The sequence below is a fragment of the Desulfuromonas sp. genome, assembly GCA_002869615.1.
GTDB lineage: Bacteria > Desulfobacterota > Desulfuromonadia > Desulfuromonadales > UBA2294 > BM707.
Genome location: PKUH01000067.1, coordinates 1 through 15,488, shown reverse-complemented (window position 1 = coordinate 15,488; position 15,488 = coordinate 1). Strand labels below are relative to the sequence as shown.

Below are 15,488 nucleotides of genomic sequence, written 5' to 3'. Positions count from 1 at the left end.
CTGATCACACCGATCGCCATGGACGAAGGCCTGCGTTTCGCAATCCGCGAAGGTGGCCGGACCGTCGGTGCCGGTGTTGTCTCCAAAATTATCGAGTAATTGTAACCAGTTAACTGAAATATCCCCTGACCGGTCTGACCGGGAGGGGGATGGGGATTACACATCATGCGGGACATTGTGACTCTCGCTTGCAGCGAGTGCAAGCAGCGCAATTATACAACGACGAAGAACAAGAAGAACACTCCGGACAAGCTGGAATTCATGAAGTATTGCCGCTTCTGCCGGACACACACCGTGCACAAGGAAACCAAGTAGCACGGTTGAATTGAGTTTTGCTGCAGGCCAGTAGCTCTAATGGCTAGAGCACCGGTCTCCAAAACCGGGTGTTGGGGGTTCGAATCCCTCCTGGCCTGCCACTTAATTTTCATGCGGACTGTTCTCCTCTGAAGGGGTTTGTATAGTGATTGGCAAAGTAAGTGAGTTTCTCTCGAACGTTAAGAGTGAACTGAAGAAAACAACATGGCCGACCAAAAAGGACACGTACGGTTCAACCGTAGTCGTCATTGCGCTGGTGATTGCGGTCGCTGTATTTCTCTGGCTGGTTGATACAGCGCTTTCGGGCCTGGTCAAGTATCTTTTGAGCTGAGGAAACGGGGAGTATCAGGCATGGCTAAACTGTGGTATGGCGTACATACCTATTCCGGTTACGAGAACAAGGTCAAGCTGAATCTTGAAGAACGTATACGTGCCCTCGACGCCGAGGATATGTTCGGCGAAATCCTGATTCCGGCCGAGACGGTTGTTGAGCTGAAGAAGGGTGAACGCAAAACGTCAACCCGTAAATTCTTCCCGGGTTATATCCTGGTCGAGATGGAGCTGAGCAACGAGACCTGGCATATCGTCAAGGATACGCCAAAGGTGACCGGTTTTGTCGGGGGTGGGCAGAGTCCGCCACCGATCCCGGATGAAGAAGTGGCCCTGATCACCGACCGGATGGCGGAAGGTGAGGACCGGCCGAAGCCGAAAGTCGAGTTTGAAGTCGGTGAATCTGTCCGGGTTATTGATGGACCGTTCCACAACTTTACCGGAATCGTTGAAGACGTGAACCCCGATAAAGGAAAGCTCAAGGTTATGGTCTCGATCTTCGGTCGGGTCACCCCGGTTGAGCTTGAATTTATCCAGGTTGAAAAGGCGAGTTAGCAGATGAATGGACCCGGAATCGTCCGGTGACCATTTTCCGAAATAGAGTAAGTCAAGGAGTTTGAGATGGCCAAGAAGGTAATAGGGCAGATAAAGTTGCAGATTCCCGCCGGCAAGGCGAATCCGTCACCTCCGGTTGGTCCGGCACTCGGTCAGCAAGGTGTCAATATTATGGATTTCTGCAAGGCTTTTAATGCCAAAACGCAGAGCGAAGGCGATATGATCATTCCGGTCATTATCACTGTTTACGCCGATCGCTCATTTTCTTTCATTACCAAGACCCCGCCTGCTGCAATTCTTCTGAAGAAAGCAGCCAAGATTCCGAAGGGATCGGGTGAGCCGAACAAGAACAAGGTCGGCAAAGTCACCAAGGCACAGGTCAAGGAAATCGCTGAATTGAAAATGCCCGACCTCAATGCTTTCGATGTCGATGCCGCTATGCGGATTATCGAAGGTACTGCCCGTAGTATGGGCCTTGAAGTCGAATAATACTTTAGGCGCATTGGAGTTAAAAAATGCCTGGAAAGAATTACACAGAAGCTAGAGCCAAGATTGACCGCAATCAGGTTTATGAGCTTGATCAAGCTCTCACCATGATCAAGGATATGTCTTTTGCCAAGTTTGATGAAACGGTCGATCTTTCGGTACGCCTCGGGGTTGACCCCCGCAAGGCGGACCAGATGGTTCGAGGTGCCGTTGTCCTCCCGAATGGTCTCGGCAAGGATATCCGTGTTCTGGTTTTTGCCAAGGGCGAGAAGGCCCAGGAGGCTGAAGCAGCCGGTGCCGATTTCGTTGGTGGCGACGACCTGGTCGAAAAAATTCAGGGTGGCTGGTTCGAGTTCGATACTGCGATTGCGACTCCCGACATGATGGGGACTGTCGGCAAGATCGGTAAGCTGCTCGGTCCGCGTGGCCTGATGCCGAACCCGAAGGTTGGCACTGTTACCTTCGAGGTTGGTAAGGCGGTTGAAGAAGCCAAATCGGGTAAGGTCGAATATCGGGTTGAAAAGGCCGGTATCGTTCACGCACCGGTCGGCAAGGTCTCCTTCGATGTCGAAAAGTTGCGCGGCAATGTTCTTGCCCTGATGGATGCACTGGTCAAGGCGAAGCCGTCTTCGGCCAAGGGTACATACCTGAAGAAGATCAGTATTTCCAGCACCATGGGCCCGGGGATGAACCTCGATGTCTCGACGGTCCAGGCACTGGTCAAGTAAGTAAAGGAAACAGACTGCCGACCCGGTCGGCAGGTTCTGCTCCCGGTCAAAGAAAACAGGTACGCCGAAAGGTGTTTAATGATTATCGCCTGTCGAGGCTGGACATGGTCTGACGGATTTTCCGTCTCTCTCCATGCCCTCAGACTGGGGCACCGAATCGCTTGCGATTCGGCAAATCAATGAAAGGAGGAGAGACGTTGGACAAAAACAACAAACAGCAATTGGTAGCCGAACTCACTGAGAAGATGGCTGCCGCCAAAGCGGCCTACCTGACTGATTATCGCGGCATCAATGTCGAAGAAGCGAATACCCTTCGAGGTGAACTTCTCAAGACCGGTGTCGAGTATCGTGTTGTCAAGAATACGCTGCTCAAGCTGGCGATCAAGGGGACCGACAATGAGTGCCTCGGCGAGCATCTCAGCGGACCGACTTCACTGACGATCGTCAATGATGACCCCGTTGCATCGGCCAAAGTCCTCAGCGATTTCGCCAAGAAGGTGAATGCGTTTGAGCTGAAGGGCGGAGTCCTCGACGGCACATTCCTGTCGGTCGATGATGTCATGGCACTGGCCGATCTGCCGAGTCGCGAGGTCCTGCTGGCCAAGATGCTCGGATCGATCAACGCTCCGGTTTCGAACTTTGTCGGTGTACTGGCTGCGGTCAACCGTTCACTGGTCCAGGTGCTGGCTGCCGTCAGGGATCAGAAAGAGGCAGCCTGAACTGGTGCCGCTGTGGCCCCGAAGAACGAATTTTAAAACTTATCTTATCTATAAAGATTCAGAGGAGATTTACAAATGGCTAAAGTTACCAAAGAACAGGTTGTTGAATTTATTGAGAACATGTCGGTTCTCGAGCTGGCTGAACTGGTCAAGGAACTGGAAGACAAGTTTGGCGTATCGGCTGCCGCTCCGGTTGCTGTTGCTGCCGGTCCTGCTGCTGGCGGCGGTGAAGCTGCTGCTGAAGAAGAGAAGGATGAGTTTGATGTTGTCCTGACTGCAGCCGGCGACAAGAAGATCAACGTTATCAAGGTTGTTCGTGCCGTCACCGGTCTTGGCCTCAAGGAAGCCAAGGAGATGGTTGACGGTGCCCCGAACACCATCAAGGAAGCCGCATCCAAGGATGAGGCCGAAGATCTCAAGAAGCAGCTTGAAGAGGCCGGCGCATCGGTTGAACTCAAGTAGCTTGTTGAACGGATAAACAGGTGCTAGCCAAGGTCGCAAAAGCGGCCTTGGCTAGTCTGCTTTTCTTTTCCCGACAAATCTGATGCCGGGAATTCATCAATAAGCATCCTTGTGGGGGGCTGTACATACCATCGTAAAACATGAGTCGTTTTAACTGTTTAATGATGATGAGTACAGTCAGCCGGGCAATACTTGCCCGTTACATACTGCTGCAGAGGCAGTGACCAGTTAAAGGAGAGACCATGGCTTATTCGGTTGCGAATAACCAACTGTTACGGAAGCATTTCGCTGAAATCAAAAAAATCATTGATATTCCGAACCTGATCGATATCCAGAAGGTATCGTATCAGCGTTTCCTGCAGGCAGATCTTCCACCCTCGGCTCGTCAGAACAGTGGACTGGAAGCCGTCTTCCGCTCCGTTTTCCCGATTCGCGATTTCAGCGAAACCTGTTCGCTCGAGTACGTTTCCTATTCTCTCGGTGTACCGAAATATGATGTTGAGGAGTGTCACCAGCGTGGCATGACCTTCGCTTCGCCGGTCAAGGTCCGGGTTCGCCTGGTCACCTGGGATTCCGATAAGGACTCCGGCGTTCAGTCTATTCGGGACATCAAGGAGCAGGAGGTCTATTTTGGCGAGATCCCGCTGATGACCGAAAACGGGACATTCATCATTAATGGCACCGAACGGGTTATCGTCAGTCAGCTGCACCGTTCTCCGGGTGTCTTTTTTGACCACGACAAAGGCAAAACCCACTCGAGCGGCAAGATCCTTTATTCTGCCCGGGTGATTCCATATCGCGGTTCCTGGCTCGATTTCGATTTCGACCACAAGGATCTTCTTTACGTCAGAATCGATCGGCGGCGCAAGCTGCCGGCGACCGTGCTGCTCAAGGCCCTCGGTTACAGCACCGAGGAACTGCTGAACTATTATTATAAAAACGACCTGATCGTTTTCGACGGCGACGGCTACAAGAAAAAAGCAGACATCGAACTGCTGCAGGGCCAGCGGGCCAGCCTCGATGTCGTTGCCGGCAAAGGCAAGAAGGCCGAGGTCATTGTCAAGGCCAACCGGAAATTTACCAAGGCCGCCCTGCGCAAGATCGAAGAGAAAAAGGTTGAATATATCCCGATCACTGAAGAAGAAGTGGTCGGCAAAATATCTTCAACCGATCTTGTTGATCAGGCGACCGGTGAAGTTCTGGTCGAATGCAACGAAGAGATCACTGCCGCCAAACTTGAGGAGATCAAAAGCCGGGGCATCACCGAGGTCAATGTTCTGTTTATCGACAACCTCTATGTCGGTCCGTACCTGCGTGAAACTCTTCTGGTTGACAAGGTCAGCAACGACGAAGATGCGATGATAGAAATTTATCGCCGCTTGCGCCCCGGAGATCCGCCAACTTTGCGCAGTGCCAAGGCGCTGTTTGAGTCACTTTTCTTTAATGCCGAGCGTTATGATCTTTCAGCGGTCGGTCGCCTCAAGCTCAACTATAAACTTGGACTCGATTCGCCGCTTGATCATACAACTCTGACCAAGGAGGATATCCTTGAAGTTGTCCGCTATCTGATTGAACTGCGCGACGGTAAGGGACAAATTGACGATATCGACCATCTCGGCAATCGTCGGGTACGGGCGGTCGGCGAGCTCCTCGAGAATCAGTACCGCGTCGGTCTGGTCCGGATGGAGCGAGCGATCAAGGAACGGATGAGCCTGCAGGAAGTCGACAGTCTGATGCCGCATGACCTGATCAATTCCAAGCCGGTCTCGGCGGTGGTCAAGGAGTTCTTCGGATCGTCACAGCTGTCGCAGTTCATGGACCAGACCAATCCGCTTTCCGAGATTACGCACAAACGTCGACTTTCGGCGCTCGGACCCGGCGGCTTGACCCGTGAGCGGGCCGGCTTCGAGGTTCGCGACGTGCATCCGACCCATTATGGCCGGGTTTGCCCGATCGAGACTCCGGAAGGTCCGAACATCGGTCTGATTGCATCTCTGTCGACCTATGCCCGGATCAACGAGCACGGTTTTGTCGAAACCCCATACCGGATTGTTAATAACGGCAAGGTGACCACCGAAATCAAGTACTTCTCGGCGCTCGAGGAGGAAGGCCATGCCATTGCGCAGGCCAATGCGCCTCTCGACAAGCAGGGCCGTTTTGTAAACGAACTGGTTAATGCCCGCAAGAGCGGCGAGTTCATGCTGATGAACAAGGACGATATTGAACTGATGGATGTTTCCCCGAAACAGCTGGTTTCGGTCGCCGCATCGCTGATCCCGTTCCTCGAAAACGATGACGCCAACCGTGCCCTGATGGGTTCGAACATGCAGCGTCAGGCGGTTCCGCTACTGCGTGCCGATGCACCACTGGTTGGTACCGGCATGGAGCGGATCGTCGCTCATGACTCCGGTTCCGCCGTCGTTGCCCGCCATAATGGTGTCGTCTAATCGGTTGATGCCGGCCGCATCGTTGTCAAGATTGACGAGGGCGAGGTCGATGAAACCGGAACCGGGGTTGATATCTACAACCTGATCAAGTTTATCCGGTCCAATCAGAACACCTGTCTCAACCAGAAGCCGATCGTCCAGGTCGGTGACGCTGTCAAGCGGGGTGAAATCATCGCTGACGGGCCGTCGACGCACTGGGGTGAACTGGCTCTCGGGCAGAATGTTCTGGTCGCGTTCATGCCGTGGGAAGGCTACAACTTCGAGGATTCGATCCTTATATCCGAAAAGCTGGTCAAGGAGGACCGTTACACCTCGGTTCATGTCGAGGAGTTTGAATGTGTCTCCCGGGATACCAAGCTCGGCAAGGAGGAGATTACCGACGATATCCCGAATCTCGGTGAGGATGCCCTCAAGGATCTTGACGAATCGGGGATTATCCGGATCGGCGCCGAAGTCAATCCGGGCGATATCCTGGTCGGCAAGATTACCCCGAAAGGGGAAACCCAGCTCTCTCCCGAAGAAAAGCTTCTGCGCGCCATTTTCGGCGAAAAAGCCGGTGACGTGCGTGATACCTCGCTGCGGGTTCCGCCCGGGGTTGAGGGGGTTGTTATCGGAGCTCGCGTTTTTTCACGCAAAGGCTCGGAAAAAGATTCCCGGACCGAGTACATTGAAGAAACCGAGATCCAGAAACTGCTCAAGGACCAGGATGACGAGATCCGGATTATCCGTCAATCGGCCCGGGGCAAACTCAAGTCATTGCTGGTTGGGCAGAAGACCTCGGCCATTCTCAAGAGTGAAACCGGCGAAACCCTGCTCGGCAAGGGCAAGGATATAACCGCAGAGGCCTTCGACAGCGTTCCGTTCTCCTATCTCAAGGATATCTCCCTGAGTAAAGCGGGTGAAATCGAAAGCAAGGCGACCGAAGTGCTGGCCCGCCTGGCTGAACGCGAAGAGCTGATCAAGGGTGTTTTTTCCGACAAGATCGAAAAGCTCAAACGTGGTGATGACCTGCCGCCTGGCGTCATCAAGATGGTCAAGGTTTATGTTGCCATCAAGCGCAAGCTCCAGGTCGGTGACAAGATGGCCGGTCGCCACGGCAACAAAGGTGTCCTCTCCCGTATTCTGCCGGAAGAAGATATGCCCTACATGGCTGATGGCACCCCGGTCGAGATCGTACTTAACCCGCTCGGTGTTCCGTCGCGAATGAATGTCGGTCAGATCCTCGAGACCCATCTCGGGCTTGCGGCCCGTGGTCTCGGCGAGCAGATTCAGGGGTACATCGACCAGAACTACAGCTCGACCAAGTTGAAGAAACAGGTTAAGGATATTTACGGTAACAACAAGGAGCTCAACTCCTTTATCGAAAAGCTTGATGAAGATGAGCTCAAGGCTCTGGTCAATCGGCTCAGCAATGGTGTGCCGATGGCGACCCCTGTTTTTGAGGGGGTGACCGAAGCGCAGCTCATGGACTCGATGAAGCAGGCCAATGTGCCCGCAACCGGTCAGATGGTTCTCCACAACGGCAAGACCGGCGAAGCCTTCAAGGAAAAAGTCACCGTCGGGGTCATGTATATGCTGAAACTGCACCACCTGGTTGACGACAAGATTCACGCCCGGAGTATCGGGCCCTACAGTCTTGTTACTCAGCAACCGCTTGGCGGCAAGGCCCAGTTCGGTGGTCAGCGCCTCGGCGAGATGGAGGTCTGGGCACTCGAAGCTTATGGTGCGGCCCATGCCCTGCAGGAATTTCTGACCGTCAAGTCGGATGATGTTGCCGGCCGGACCCGTATTTACGAATCGATTGTCAAGGGCAAGCACATGCTTGAAGCTGGTCTGCCCGAATCTTTCAATGTTCTGATCAAGGAGCTGCAGTCGCTCTGTCTTGATGTTGAACTGCTGGAAGAAGACGAAGAGTAAATCATTTAAGGATTTATGCGATACCAACCTTTCATCCGACAAGGAGGATGAACCTTGGAAGATATACACAGCTTGTTTGAACGGCCAAAGGATCCACTGAATTTCAACGCCATCCGGCTTTCCATTACCTCTCCCGATAAGGTGCGTGAGCGTTCTTTCGGCGAGGTTAAAAAGCCGGAAACGATTAACTACCGGACCTTCAAGCCGGAGCGTGACGGACTTTTTTGCGCCAAGATCTTTGGTCCGACCAAGGATTACGAGTGTAACTGCGGCAAGTACAAGCGCATGAAGCACCGGGGCATCGTCTGTGAAAAATGCGGTGTTGAAGTTATCCCGAGCAAGGTGCGGCGGGAGCGTCTCGGTCATATCGACCTGGCCTGCCCGGTGGCCCACATCTGGTTTCTTAAATCATTGCCGAGCCGTATTGCAACCCTGCTTGATCTGACCCTCAAAGAGGTCGAGCGGGTCCTCTACTTCGAGTCGTATGTCGTTCTCGATGAAGGTGAAACAAGCCTCGAACGGGGCCAGATTCTGAGCGACGAGCAGTATCGCGAAGCGATGGAAGAATTCCCGGGGCAGTTCAGCGCCGGCATGGGCGCCGAAGCGGTTCGTGAGCTTCTTCTCGACATTGATCTCGAGGAGCTGGCAGGCGAGCTGCGGGTTGAGATGCGCGAAGCGGCCAGTGAAGCGAAACGAAAAAAGATGGCCAAACGGCTTAAGGTCGCCGAGGCCTTCCTTTCGAGCGGTAATCGTTCCGAATGGATGATTCTCGAAGTCATTCCGGTTCTGCCGCCCGAACTGCGCCCGTTGGTTCCGCTTGATGGTGGCCGTTTTGCAACATCTGATCTGAACGATCTCTATCGCCGTGTCATCAACCGGAATAACCGTCTCAAGCGGCTGATGGAACTGCGTGCGCCGGAAGTGATCATCCGCAACGAGAAGCGGATGCTCCAGGAGTCGGTCGATGCCCTGTTTGATAACGGCCGTCGCGGTCGGGCCATCACCGGTCCGAACAAGCGTCCGCTCAAGTCGCTCTCCGATATGCTCAAGGGCAAGGGCGGTCGATTCCGCCAGAACCTGCTCGGCAAGCGTGTCGACTACTCCGGCCGCTCGGTTATCGTTGTCGGACCGGAACTGAAACTGCATCAGTGTGGTTTGCCCAAGAAAATGGCGCTTGAGCTGTTCAAGCCGTTTATCTATAACAAGCTTGAAGAGAAGGGCTTCTGTACGACCATCAAGAGCGCCAAGAAGATGGTAGAAAAAGAGAAGTCGGAGGTCTGGGACGTTCTCGAAGAGGTCATCAAGGAACACCCGGTCATGCTGAACCGCGCTCCGACCCTGCACCGTCTTGGTATTCAGGCGTTTGAGCCGGTGCTGATCGAGGGCAAGGCGATCCAGCTGCACCCGCTGGTTTGTACCGCCTTCAACGCCGACTTCGACGGCGACCAGATGGCGGTTCATCTGCCGCTTTCGATCGAGAGCCAGATCGAAGCCCGCGTACTGATGATGTCGACCAACAATATCCTTTCGCCGGCCAACGGCAAGCCGATTATCGTGCCGTCGCAGGATATGGTTCTCGGTATCTACTACATGACCCGTGAACGGGCATTCGTCCCGGGCTCCGGCAAGGTATTTGCCAGCGAAGATGAGGTCCGGATGGCCTTCGATGCCGGCGAAGCCGACTTGCAGGCCAAAATCAAGGTTCGCATGGTGACCGGGGCCGGACGTGATCCTGAAATCATCGAAAGCACGGTTGGCCGGGTTCTGCTCAATGAAATCGTACCGGAAGCGATTCCGTTCGAATGTATCAACAAGGTTATGGGCAAGAAGAATGTTGCCGAGCTGATCGATATTGCCTTCCGTCTTGCCGGCAACAAGGAGACGGTTATCCTGGCCGACAAGCTGAAGACGTTCGGCTATAAATATTCGACCGAAGCCGGCATTTCAATCTGCCTCGACGATATGCAGATTCCGGAAACGAAACAGGAATATATTGATGAAGCGGTTGCCGAGGTGACTGAAATCCAGCAGCAGTATACCGAAGGTCTGATCACTGACGGCGAGCGCTACAACAAGGTTATCGATATCTGGGCCAAGTGTACCGAGGATATTGCCCAGATTCTGCTCGAAAACCTGTCGGTAGATGAGCTGAAGGATCCTGATTCGAAGAAGAAGGTCAAGGTTCCGTCGTTCAACGCTATTCACATGATGGCCGATTCCGGAGCCCGTGGTAGTGCCCAGCAGATTCGCCAGCTGGCCGGCATGCGTGGTCTGATGGCGAAACCGTCTGGCGAAATTATCGAAACGCCGATTACGGCAAACTTTCGTGAAGGTCTGACCGTTCTTCAGTACTTCATCTCGACTCACGGTGCCCGTAAGGGTTTGGCCGATACGGCGCTGAAAACAGCAAACTCAGGTTATCTGACCCGGCGTCTGGTCGATGTTGCCCAGGACGCAATTATTACCGAGTTTGACTGCGGCACTCTCGATGGTATCGAGGTTTCGTCACTGACCGAAGGTGGTGAAGTTATTGAACCATTGGGCGACCGCATTCTAGGCCGGACCGCTCTTGATGATGTGCTCGATCCGGTTACCGATGAAATCCTTGTTGAAATGAATCATGAGATTGATGAAGCTCTGGTCAAGCGGATCGAGGATGCCGGTATCGAAAGGCTGAAGATCCGTTCGGTCCTGACCTGCCAGAGCAAGCACGGTATCTGTACGACCTGCTACGGGCGTGATCTGGCCCGGGGGCACATGGTTAATCTCGGGGAGGCAGTTGGCGTTATTGCTGCCCAGTCAATTGGTGAGCCGGGGACCCAGCTGACCATGCGGACTTTCCATATCGGCGGTACGGCATCGCGAAAAGCTGAGCAGACATCGCTTGAGTCGCGCTTCGAAGGAACTCTGAAGTATATCGATATCAAGACGGTTCAGAACAGTAAAGGCCAGTACATTGTTATGAACCGTAACGCCGAAATTGCAGTTGTTGATGAAACAGGGCGCGAACGTGAACGTTATGGTGTTGTTTACGGAGCGATGCTGCCGATTGCTGATGGCGGCAAGGTCAAACAGGGAGCTCTGCTCGCTGAATGGGATCCGTTCACCATGCCGATCCTGACCGAGGTTTCCGGTAAAGTCAAGTTTGGTGACCTGATCGAAGGCATTACCATGGAAGAGCAGGTTGACGATGTCACCGGCCTTTCCCGTAAGGTTATTATCGAAACCAAGGCTGCTGACAAGCGGCCGCGGATTTCGCTTAAGGACAAGGACGGCAAGACTGCCAAGCTGCCAAACGGTGGTCCGGCCCGTTATATGATGCCGGTTGGTGCCAATATTGTCATTACCGAGGATAGCGAGCTCAGTGCCGGTGAGATTATTGCCAAGATCCCGCGTGAGACGACCAAGACCAAGGATATTACCGGTGGTCTGCCTCGTGTTGCCGAGCTCTTTGAAGCACGTAAGCCGAAAGAGTTCGCCGTTATTTCGGAGATCGACGGAACCGTTACGTTTGGTAAGGACACCAAAGGCAAGCGCAAGGTGGTTGTGACTCCGGACGTTGGCGAATCGAAAGAATACCTGATTCCGAAGGGTAAGCATATCAGCGTCCACGAAGGGGACGTTATCCGCGCCGGTGAGCCGTTGATGGATGGTTCGAGCAATCCGCATGACATTCTCCGTGTTCTTGGCGAGAAAGAACTCTCGAAATATCTGGTTGACGAGGTTCAGGAAGTCTACCGATTGCAGGGGGTCAAGATTAACGACAAGCACATCGAGACGATCGTTCGTCAGATGCTTCGTCGTATCAGGGTCAAGGATGTCGGTGACACCAGGTTCCTGCTTGATGATCAGGTTGAACGGGTTGTCTTCGAAGAAGAGAACCAGCGGGTTCTGGCCGATGGTGGAACCCCGGCGGTCGGCGAGCCATTGATGCTCGGCATCACCAAGGCCTCACTGTCGACCGATTCCTTTATCTCGGCGGCTTCATTCCAGGAGACGACCAAGGTTCTGACCCAGGCAGCAATCGAAGGGAAGACCGATTCCCTGCGCGGCCTCAAGGAGAACGTTATCATGGGTCGCCTGATCCCGGCCGGCACCGGTGTGATGAAGTATCGTGGCGCCCAGTTGCTGATTGAAGATCCGGAGGAGATGCCGGAAATTGTCGGTGAAGGGGTCGATGCCGAGGTCGCCGAAGAACTCGGTGAGGTGGCAGCTGTTGTCGAGGATTCGGCAAGCGATGAAGAGGCTGTCAGCCAGGACTGAAAGCGGTCAATGCATAAATAATCTCCCGCCTGAAAAAAGTCCTTGACAAGGGCGTGGCGGGTTGCTAAATTCGGCGAGTTTTCCGCGAGGAAAGACTCGTAGGAAAACTTTTGTTCTTTTACTTTATGAATAGCGATTTTCGGGAGAAGAATTAGATGCCGACTATCAATCAGTTGATCCGCAAGGGACGCAAAAGCAAAGTTAAAAAGTCGACGGCGCCGGCGCTTCAGAGTAATCCTCAGAAGCGTGGTGTGTGTACCCGTGTATATACGACAACCCCGAAGAAGCCGAACTCGGCTTTGCGCAAGGTTGCTCGTGTCCGTCTGACCAATGGGATTGTTGTTACGTCGTACATCCCGGGTGTCGGTCATAACCTCCAGGAACACTCCGTTGTTCTGATTCGCGGAGGCCGTGTCAAGGATTTGCCGGGTGTTCGTTATCACATTGTCCGTGGTTCCCTTGACCTCGCCGGTGTTCAGGATCGTCGTCAGGGTCGCTCCAAGTATGGCGCGAAACGCCCCAAGTAAAGAAATTGAGAGTCTGAGAGGACGTTATGCCTAGAAGAAGAGAAGTTCCAAAGCGCGAAATCCTGCCGGATCCGAAGTTTAGTGATCGTCAGGTTGCCAAGTTTATCAACAACCTGATGCTCGACGGCAAGCGGAGCACGGCTGAGAAGATTGTTTATGGCGCATTTGATCTGCTTGAAGAGCGTGGTGATGAAGGTTCCATCGAACTCTTCAGGAAAGCTCTCGAAAACGTTCGCCCTGTCGTAGAAGTCAAGTCCCGACGTGTCGGCGGCTCGACTTACCAGGTTCCGGTAGAGGTCCGTCTGGATCGCCGCAACGCCCTCGCCATGCGCTGGATCATCACTTATTCCCGATCCAGGGCCGAGAAGACGATGCAGGAAAGACTGGCAGGTGAGTTGCTTGATGCTGCCAATAGTCGCGGATCTTCGGTCAAGAAAAAAGAGGACACCCACCGTATGGCCGAAGCCAACAAGGCCTTCGCTCACTACCGCTGGTAACAACGTTTAACGGAATCTGGAAGGTCTCGAACAGTGGCACGTAAAGTAGCACTCGAAAAAAATCGTAACATCGGTATTATGGCTCATATCGACGCCGGTAAAACGACGACGACGGAGCGTATTCTCTACTATACCGGTGTCTCCCACAAGATCGGTGAAGTTCATGACGGCGCTGCCACCATGGACTGGATGGAGCAGGAGCAGGAGAGAGGTATTACCATTACCTCGGCTGCAACCACCTGTACCTGGAAAGATCACCGCATCAATATTATTGATACCCCCGGTCATGTTGACTTCACTATCGAGGTTGAGCGTTCACTCAAGGTTCTTGACGGTTCGGTCGCTGTCTTTTGTTCGGTTGGCGGCGTTGAGCCGCAGTCGGAGACCGTATGGCGCCAGGCTGACAAGTACGGGGTCCCGCGAATCGCATTCATAAACAAGATGGACCGAATCGGAGCCGACTTCAATCGTGGCGTCGAAATGATCAAGGATCGTCTTGGTGCCAACCCGGTTCCAATCCAGCTCCCTATCGGTAAAGAAGAGGGTTTTCGCGGCGTTATCGACCTGGTCGAGATGAAAGCAATCATCTGGAATGACGAGGCTCTTGGCGCCAAGTATGAAGTTTCTGATATTCCGGAAGATCTGCTTGCTGACGCCGAGGCTGCCCGCGAGGTGATGCTCGAAGAGATCAGCTCGAATGACGAAGAGTTGATGGAGAAATACCTCGGTGGCGAGGAATTGACCATCGAGGAAGTCAAGGAAGGTATCCGGAGTGCAACTCTGCGCCTCGATATCAACCCGGTCCTCTGCGGCTCAGCTTTCAAGAATAAAGGCGTCCAGACCCTGCTTGATGCCGTTGTTGCCTATATGCCGTCGCCTGTTGACGTCAAGCCGATCACCGGTATCGACCCCGATACCAAGGAAGAGCTGACCCGTCCGGCTGATGATGGTGGTCCGTTCGCGGCGCTCGCATTCAAGGTTATGACTGACCCTTTTGTTGGTCAGCTGACATTTATCCGTATTTATTCCGGTATCGCCGAGTCTGGTGCGACCATTATCAATTCGACCAAAGGCAAAAAAGAGCGTTTTGGCCGCCTGCTGAAAATGCATGCCAATAAGCGTGAAGAAGTCACCCAGGTTTATGCCGGTGATATCGTCGCCGCCGTTGGTTTGAAGAGCACCACCACCGGTGATACTCTCTGCGACGTGAAAGAGCAGAGTCTGCTCGAAGCGATGGACTTCCCCGAGCCGGTTATTCATATTGCCATTGAACCGAAAACCAAGAGCGACCAGGAGAAACTTGGCACGGCTCTCGGCAAGTTACTTAAGGAAGACCCGTCGTTGCGGGTTCATACTGATGAAGATACCGGTCAGACGATTCTCTCCGGCATGGGCGAACTTCATCTTGAAGTTATTATCGACCGGCTCAAGCGCGAGTACAAGGTTGAGGCAAATGTCGGCGCGCCACAGGTTGCCTACCGTGAAACGATTACCCAGTCGGTTGAGGTACAGGGTAAGTTCGCTCGCCAGTCGGGTGGTCGTGGTCAGTACGGCGATTGTCATCTGCGTATTGAACCCCTCGAAGCCGGCGGCGGTTTTGAGTTTGTCGACCAGATCAAGGGCGGCGTTATTCCGAAAGAATATATCCCGGCGGTCGGTAAAGGTGCTGAGGAGGCAGCTGAAAATGGCGTCCTCGCCGGCTACCCCCTGGTTGATGTCAAGGTCACCTGTTTTGACGGTTCCTACCATGAAGTCGATTCCTCCGAGATGGCATTCAAGATCGCCGGGTCAATGGGTTTCAAGGAAGGTGCGGCAAAAGCCAAGCCGGTTATCCTTGAGCCGACAATGGCGGTAGAGGTTGTTGTACCGGAAGAATACATGGGCGATGTCATGGGCGATCTTTCAAGCAGTCGTGGCAAAGTTATGGGAATGGATATGCGCGGTGGGGCCCAGGTTGTTAACGCTCACGTTCCACTTGCCAACATGTTCGGTTATGCAACCGATCTGCGGAGTTCGACGCAGTGACGGGCCACCTACACCATTGTGTTCGATCACTATGCGCAGGTTCCGGCACAGATTGCTGAAGAAATTATTGAGAAACATAAAGGTTAATAAAGGATAAGGAGCATTTACAATGGCTAAAGAGAAATTTGAGAGAACAAAGCCGCATGTCAACATAGGCACGATTGGTCATGTTGACCACGGCAAGACGACATTGACGGCAGCAATCACCAAGGTACTT

At 53.4% G+C, this 15,488-nt stretch carries 12 protein-coding genes, 1 tRNA gene and 2 pseudogenes; all 15 read left to right on the top strand.

From position 1 onward, the window contains the following. A partial coding sequence (locus C0623_06855) for a hypothetical protein (GenBank protein PLY00691.1) occupies nt 1-99 on the top strand: 99 nt, incomplete at its 5' end. Between the two features lie 66 nt (nt 100-165). Continuing rightward, on the top strand, nt 166-315 hold the full coding sequence (gene rpmG, locus C0623_06850) for a 50S ribosomal protein L33 (protein PLY00690.1): 150 nt from the start codon (nt 166-168) through the stop codon (nt 313-315). 24 nt (nt 316-339) lie between these two features. Beyond that, nucleotides 340-416, top strand: a tRNA-Trp gene (locus tag C0623_06845). Nucleotides 417-460: 44 nt separating this feature from the next. After that, nucleotides 461-646, top strand: coding sequence for a preprotein translocase subunit SecE (locus C0623_06840; protein ID PLY00689.1), 186 nt, complete (start codon nt 461-463; stop codon nt 644-646). Nucleotides 647-666: 20 nt separating this feature from the next. Beyond that, complete coding sequence (locus C0623_06835; protein ID PLY00688.1) at nt 667-1,200, top strand: transcription termination/antitermination protein NusG; 534 nt, start codon at nt 667-669, stop codon at nt 1,198-1,200. A 66-nt stretch (nt 1,201-1,266) separates the two neighbouring features. Beyond that, nucleotides 1,267-1,689 (top strand): 50S ribosomal protein L11, encoded by a 423-nt coding sequence (gene rplK / locus C0623_06830; GenBank protein ID PLY00687.1) that lies wholly within the window; start codon nt 1,267-1,269, stop codon nt 1,687-1,689. A 26-nt stretch (nt 1,690-1,715) separates the two neighbouring features. Continuing rightward, nucleotides 1,716-2,414: a 50S ribosomal protein L1 gene (locus C0623_06825; GenBank protein PLY00686.1), complete on the top strand. Its 699-nt coding sequence runs from the start codon at nt 1,716-1,718 to the stop codon at nt 2,412-2,414. 197 nt (nt 2,415-2,611) lie between these two features. Further along, on the top strand, nt 2,612-3,133 hold the full coding sequence (locus C0623_06820) for a 50S ribosomal protein L10 (GenBank protein ID PLY00685.1): 522 nt from the start codon (nt 2,612-2,614) through the stop codon (nt 3,131-3,133). Between the two features lie 75 nt (nt 3,134-3,208). Beyond that, entirely contained in the window at nt 3,209-3,595 is a 387-nt protein-coding gene (locus tag C0623_06815; GenBank protein ID PLY00684.1) for a 50S ribosomal protein L7/L12, read from the top strand. A 242-nt stretch (nt 3,596-3,837) separates the two neighbouring features. Continuing rightward, a pseudogene (gene rpoB, locus C0623_06810) lies at nt 3,838-7,959 on the top strand (DNA-directed RNA polymerase subunit beta). A 54-nt stretch (nt 7,960-8,013) separates the two neighbouring features. Then, the gene (rpoC, locus tag C0623_06805; protein ID PLY00683.1) at nt 8,014-12,222 is read left to right on the top strand and encodes a DNA-directed RNA polymerase subunit beta'; all 4,209 of its coding nucleotides are present in this window, start codon (nt 8,014-8,016) and stop codon (nt 12,220-12,222) included. A 155-nt stretch (nt 12,223-12,377) separates the two neighbouring features. Then, a complete protein-coding gene (locus C0623_06800; GenBank protein ID PLY00682.1) occupies nt 12,378-12,749 on the top strand; it encodes a 30S ribosomal protein S12 in 372 nt (123 codons plus the stop codon). A 26-nt stretch (nt 12,750-12,775) separates the two neighbouring features. After that, the gene (locus tag C0623_06795) at nt 12,776-13,246 is read left to right on the top strand and encodes a 30S ribosomal protein S7 (GenBank protein PLY00681.1); all 471 of its coding nucleotides are present in this window, start codon (nt 12,776-12,778) and stop codon (nt 13,244-13,246) included. A gap of 33 nt (nt 13,247-13,279) precedes the next feature. Continuing rightward, nucleotides 13,280-15,358 (top strand): annotated as a pseudogene (gene fusA / locus C0623_06790) (elongation factor G). A 22-nt stretch (nt 15,359-15,380) separates the two neighbouring features. Beyond that, nucleotides 15,381-15,488: hypothetical protein (locus C0623_06785; protein ID PLY00680.1), on the top strand; the 108-nt coding region annotated here is incomplete at its 3' end.

What these genes read in the sequence shown, in the direction of transcription:
- rpmG (PLY00690.1), top strand. Translation starts at nt 166, where the DNA reads ATGCGGGACATTGTGACTCTCGCTTGCAGCGAGTGCAAGCAGCGCAAT.
- C0623_06835 (PLY00688.1), top strand. Translation starts at nt 667, where the DNA reads ATGGCTAAACTGTGGTATGGCGTACATACCTATTCCGGTTACGAGAAC.
- rplK (PLY00687.1), top strand. Translation starts at nt 1,267, where the DNA reads ATGGCCAAGAAGGTAATAGGGCAGATAAAGTTGCAGATTCCCGCCGGC.
- C0623_06825 (PLY00686.1), top strand. Translation starts at nt 1,716, where the DNA reads ATGCCTGGAAAGAATTACACAGAAGCTAGAGCCAAGATTGACCGCAAT.
- C0623_06815 (PLY00684.1), top strand. Translation starts at nt 3,209, where the DNA reads ATGGCTAAAGTTACCAAAGAACAGGTTGTTGAATTTATTGAGAACATG.
- C0623_06800 (PLY00682.1), top strand. Translation starts at nt 12,378, where the DNA reads ATGCCGACTATCAATCAGTTGATCCGCAAGGGACGCAAAAGCAAAGTT.
- C0623_06795 (PLY00681.1), top strand. Translation starts at nt 12,776, where the DNA reads ATGCCTAGAAGAAGAGAAGTTCCAAAGCGCGAAATCCTGCCGGATCCG.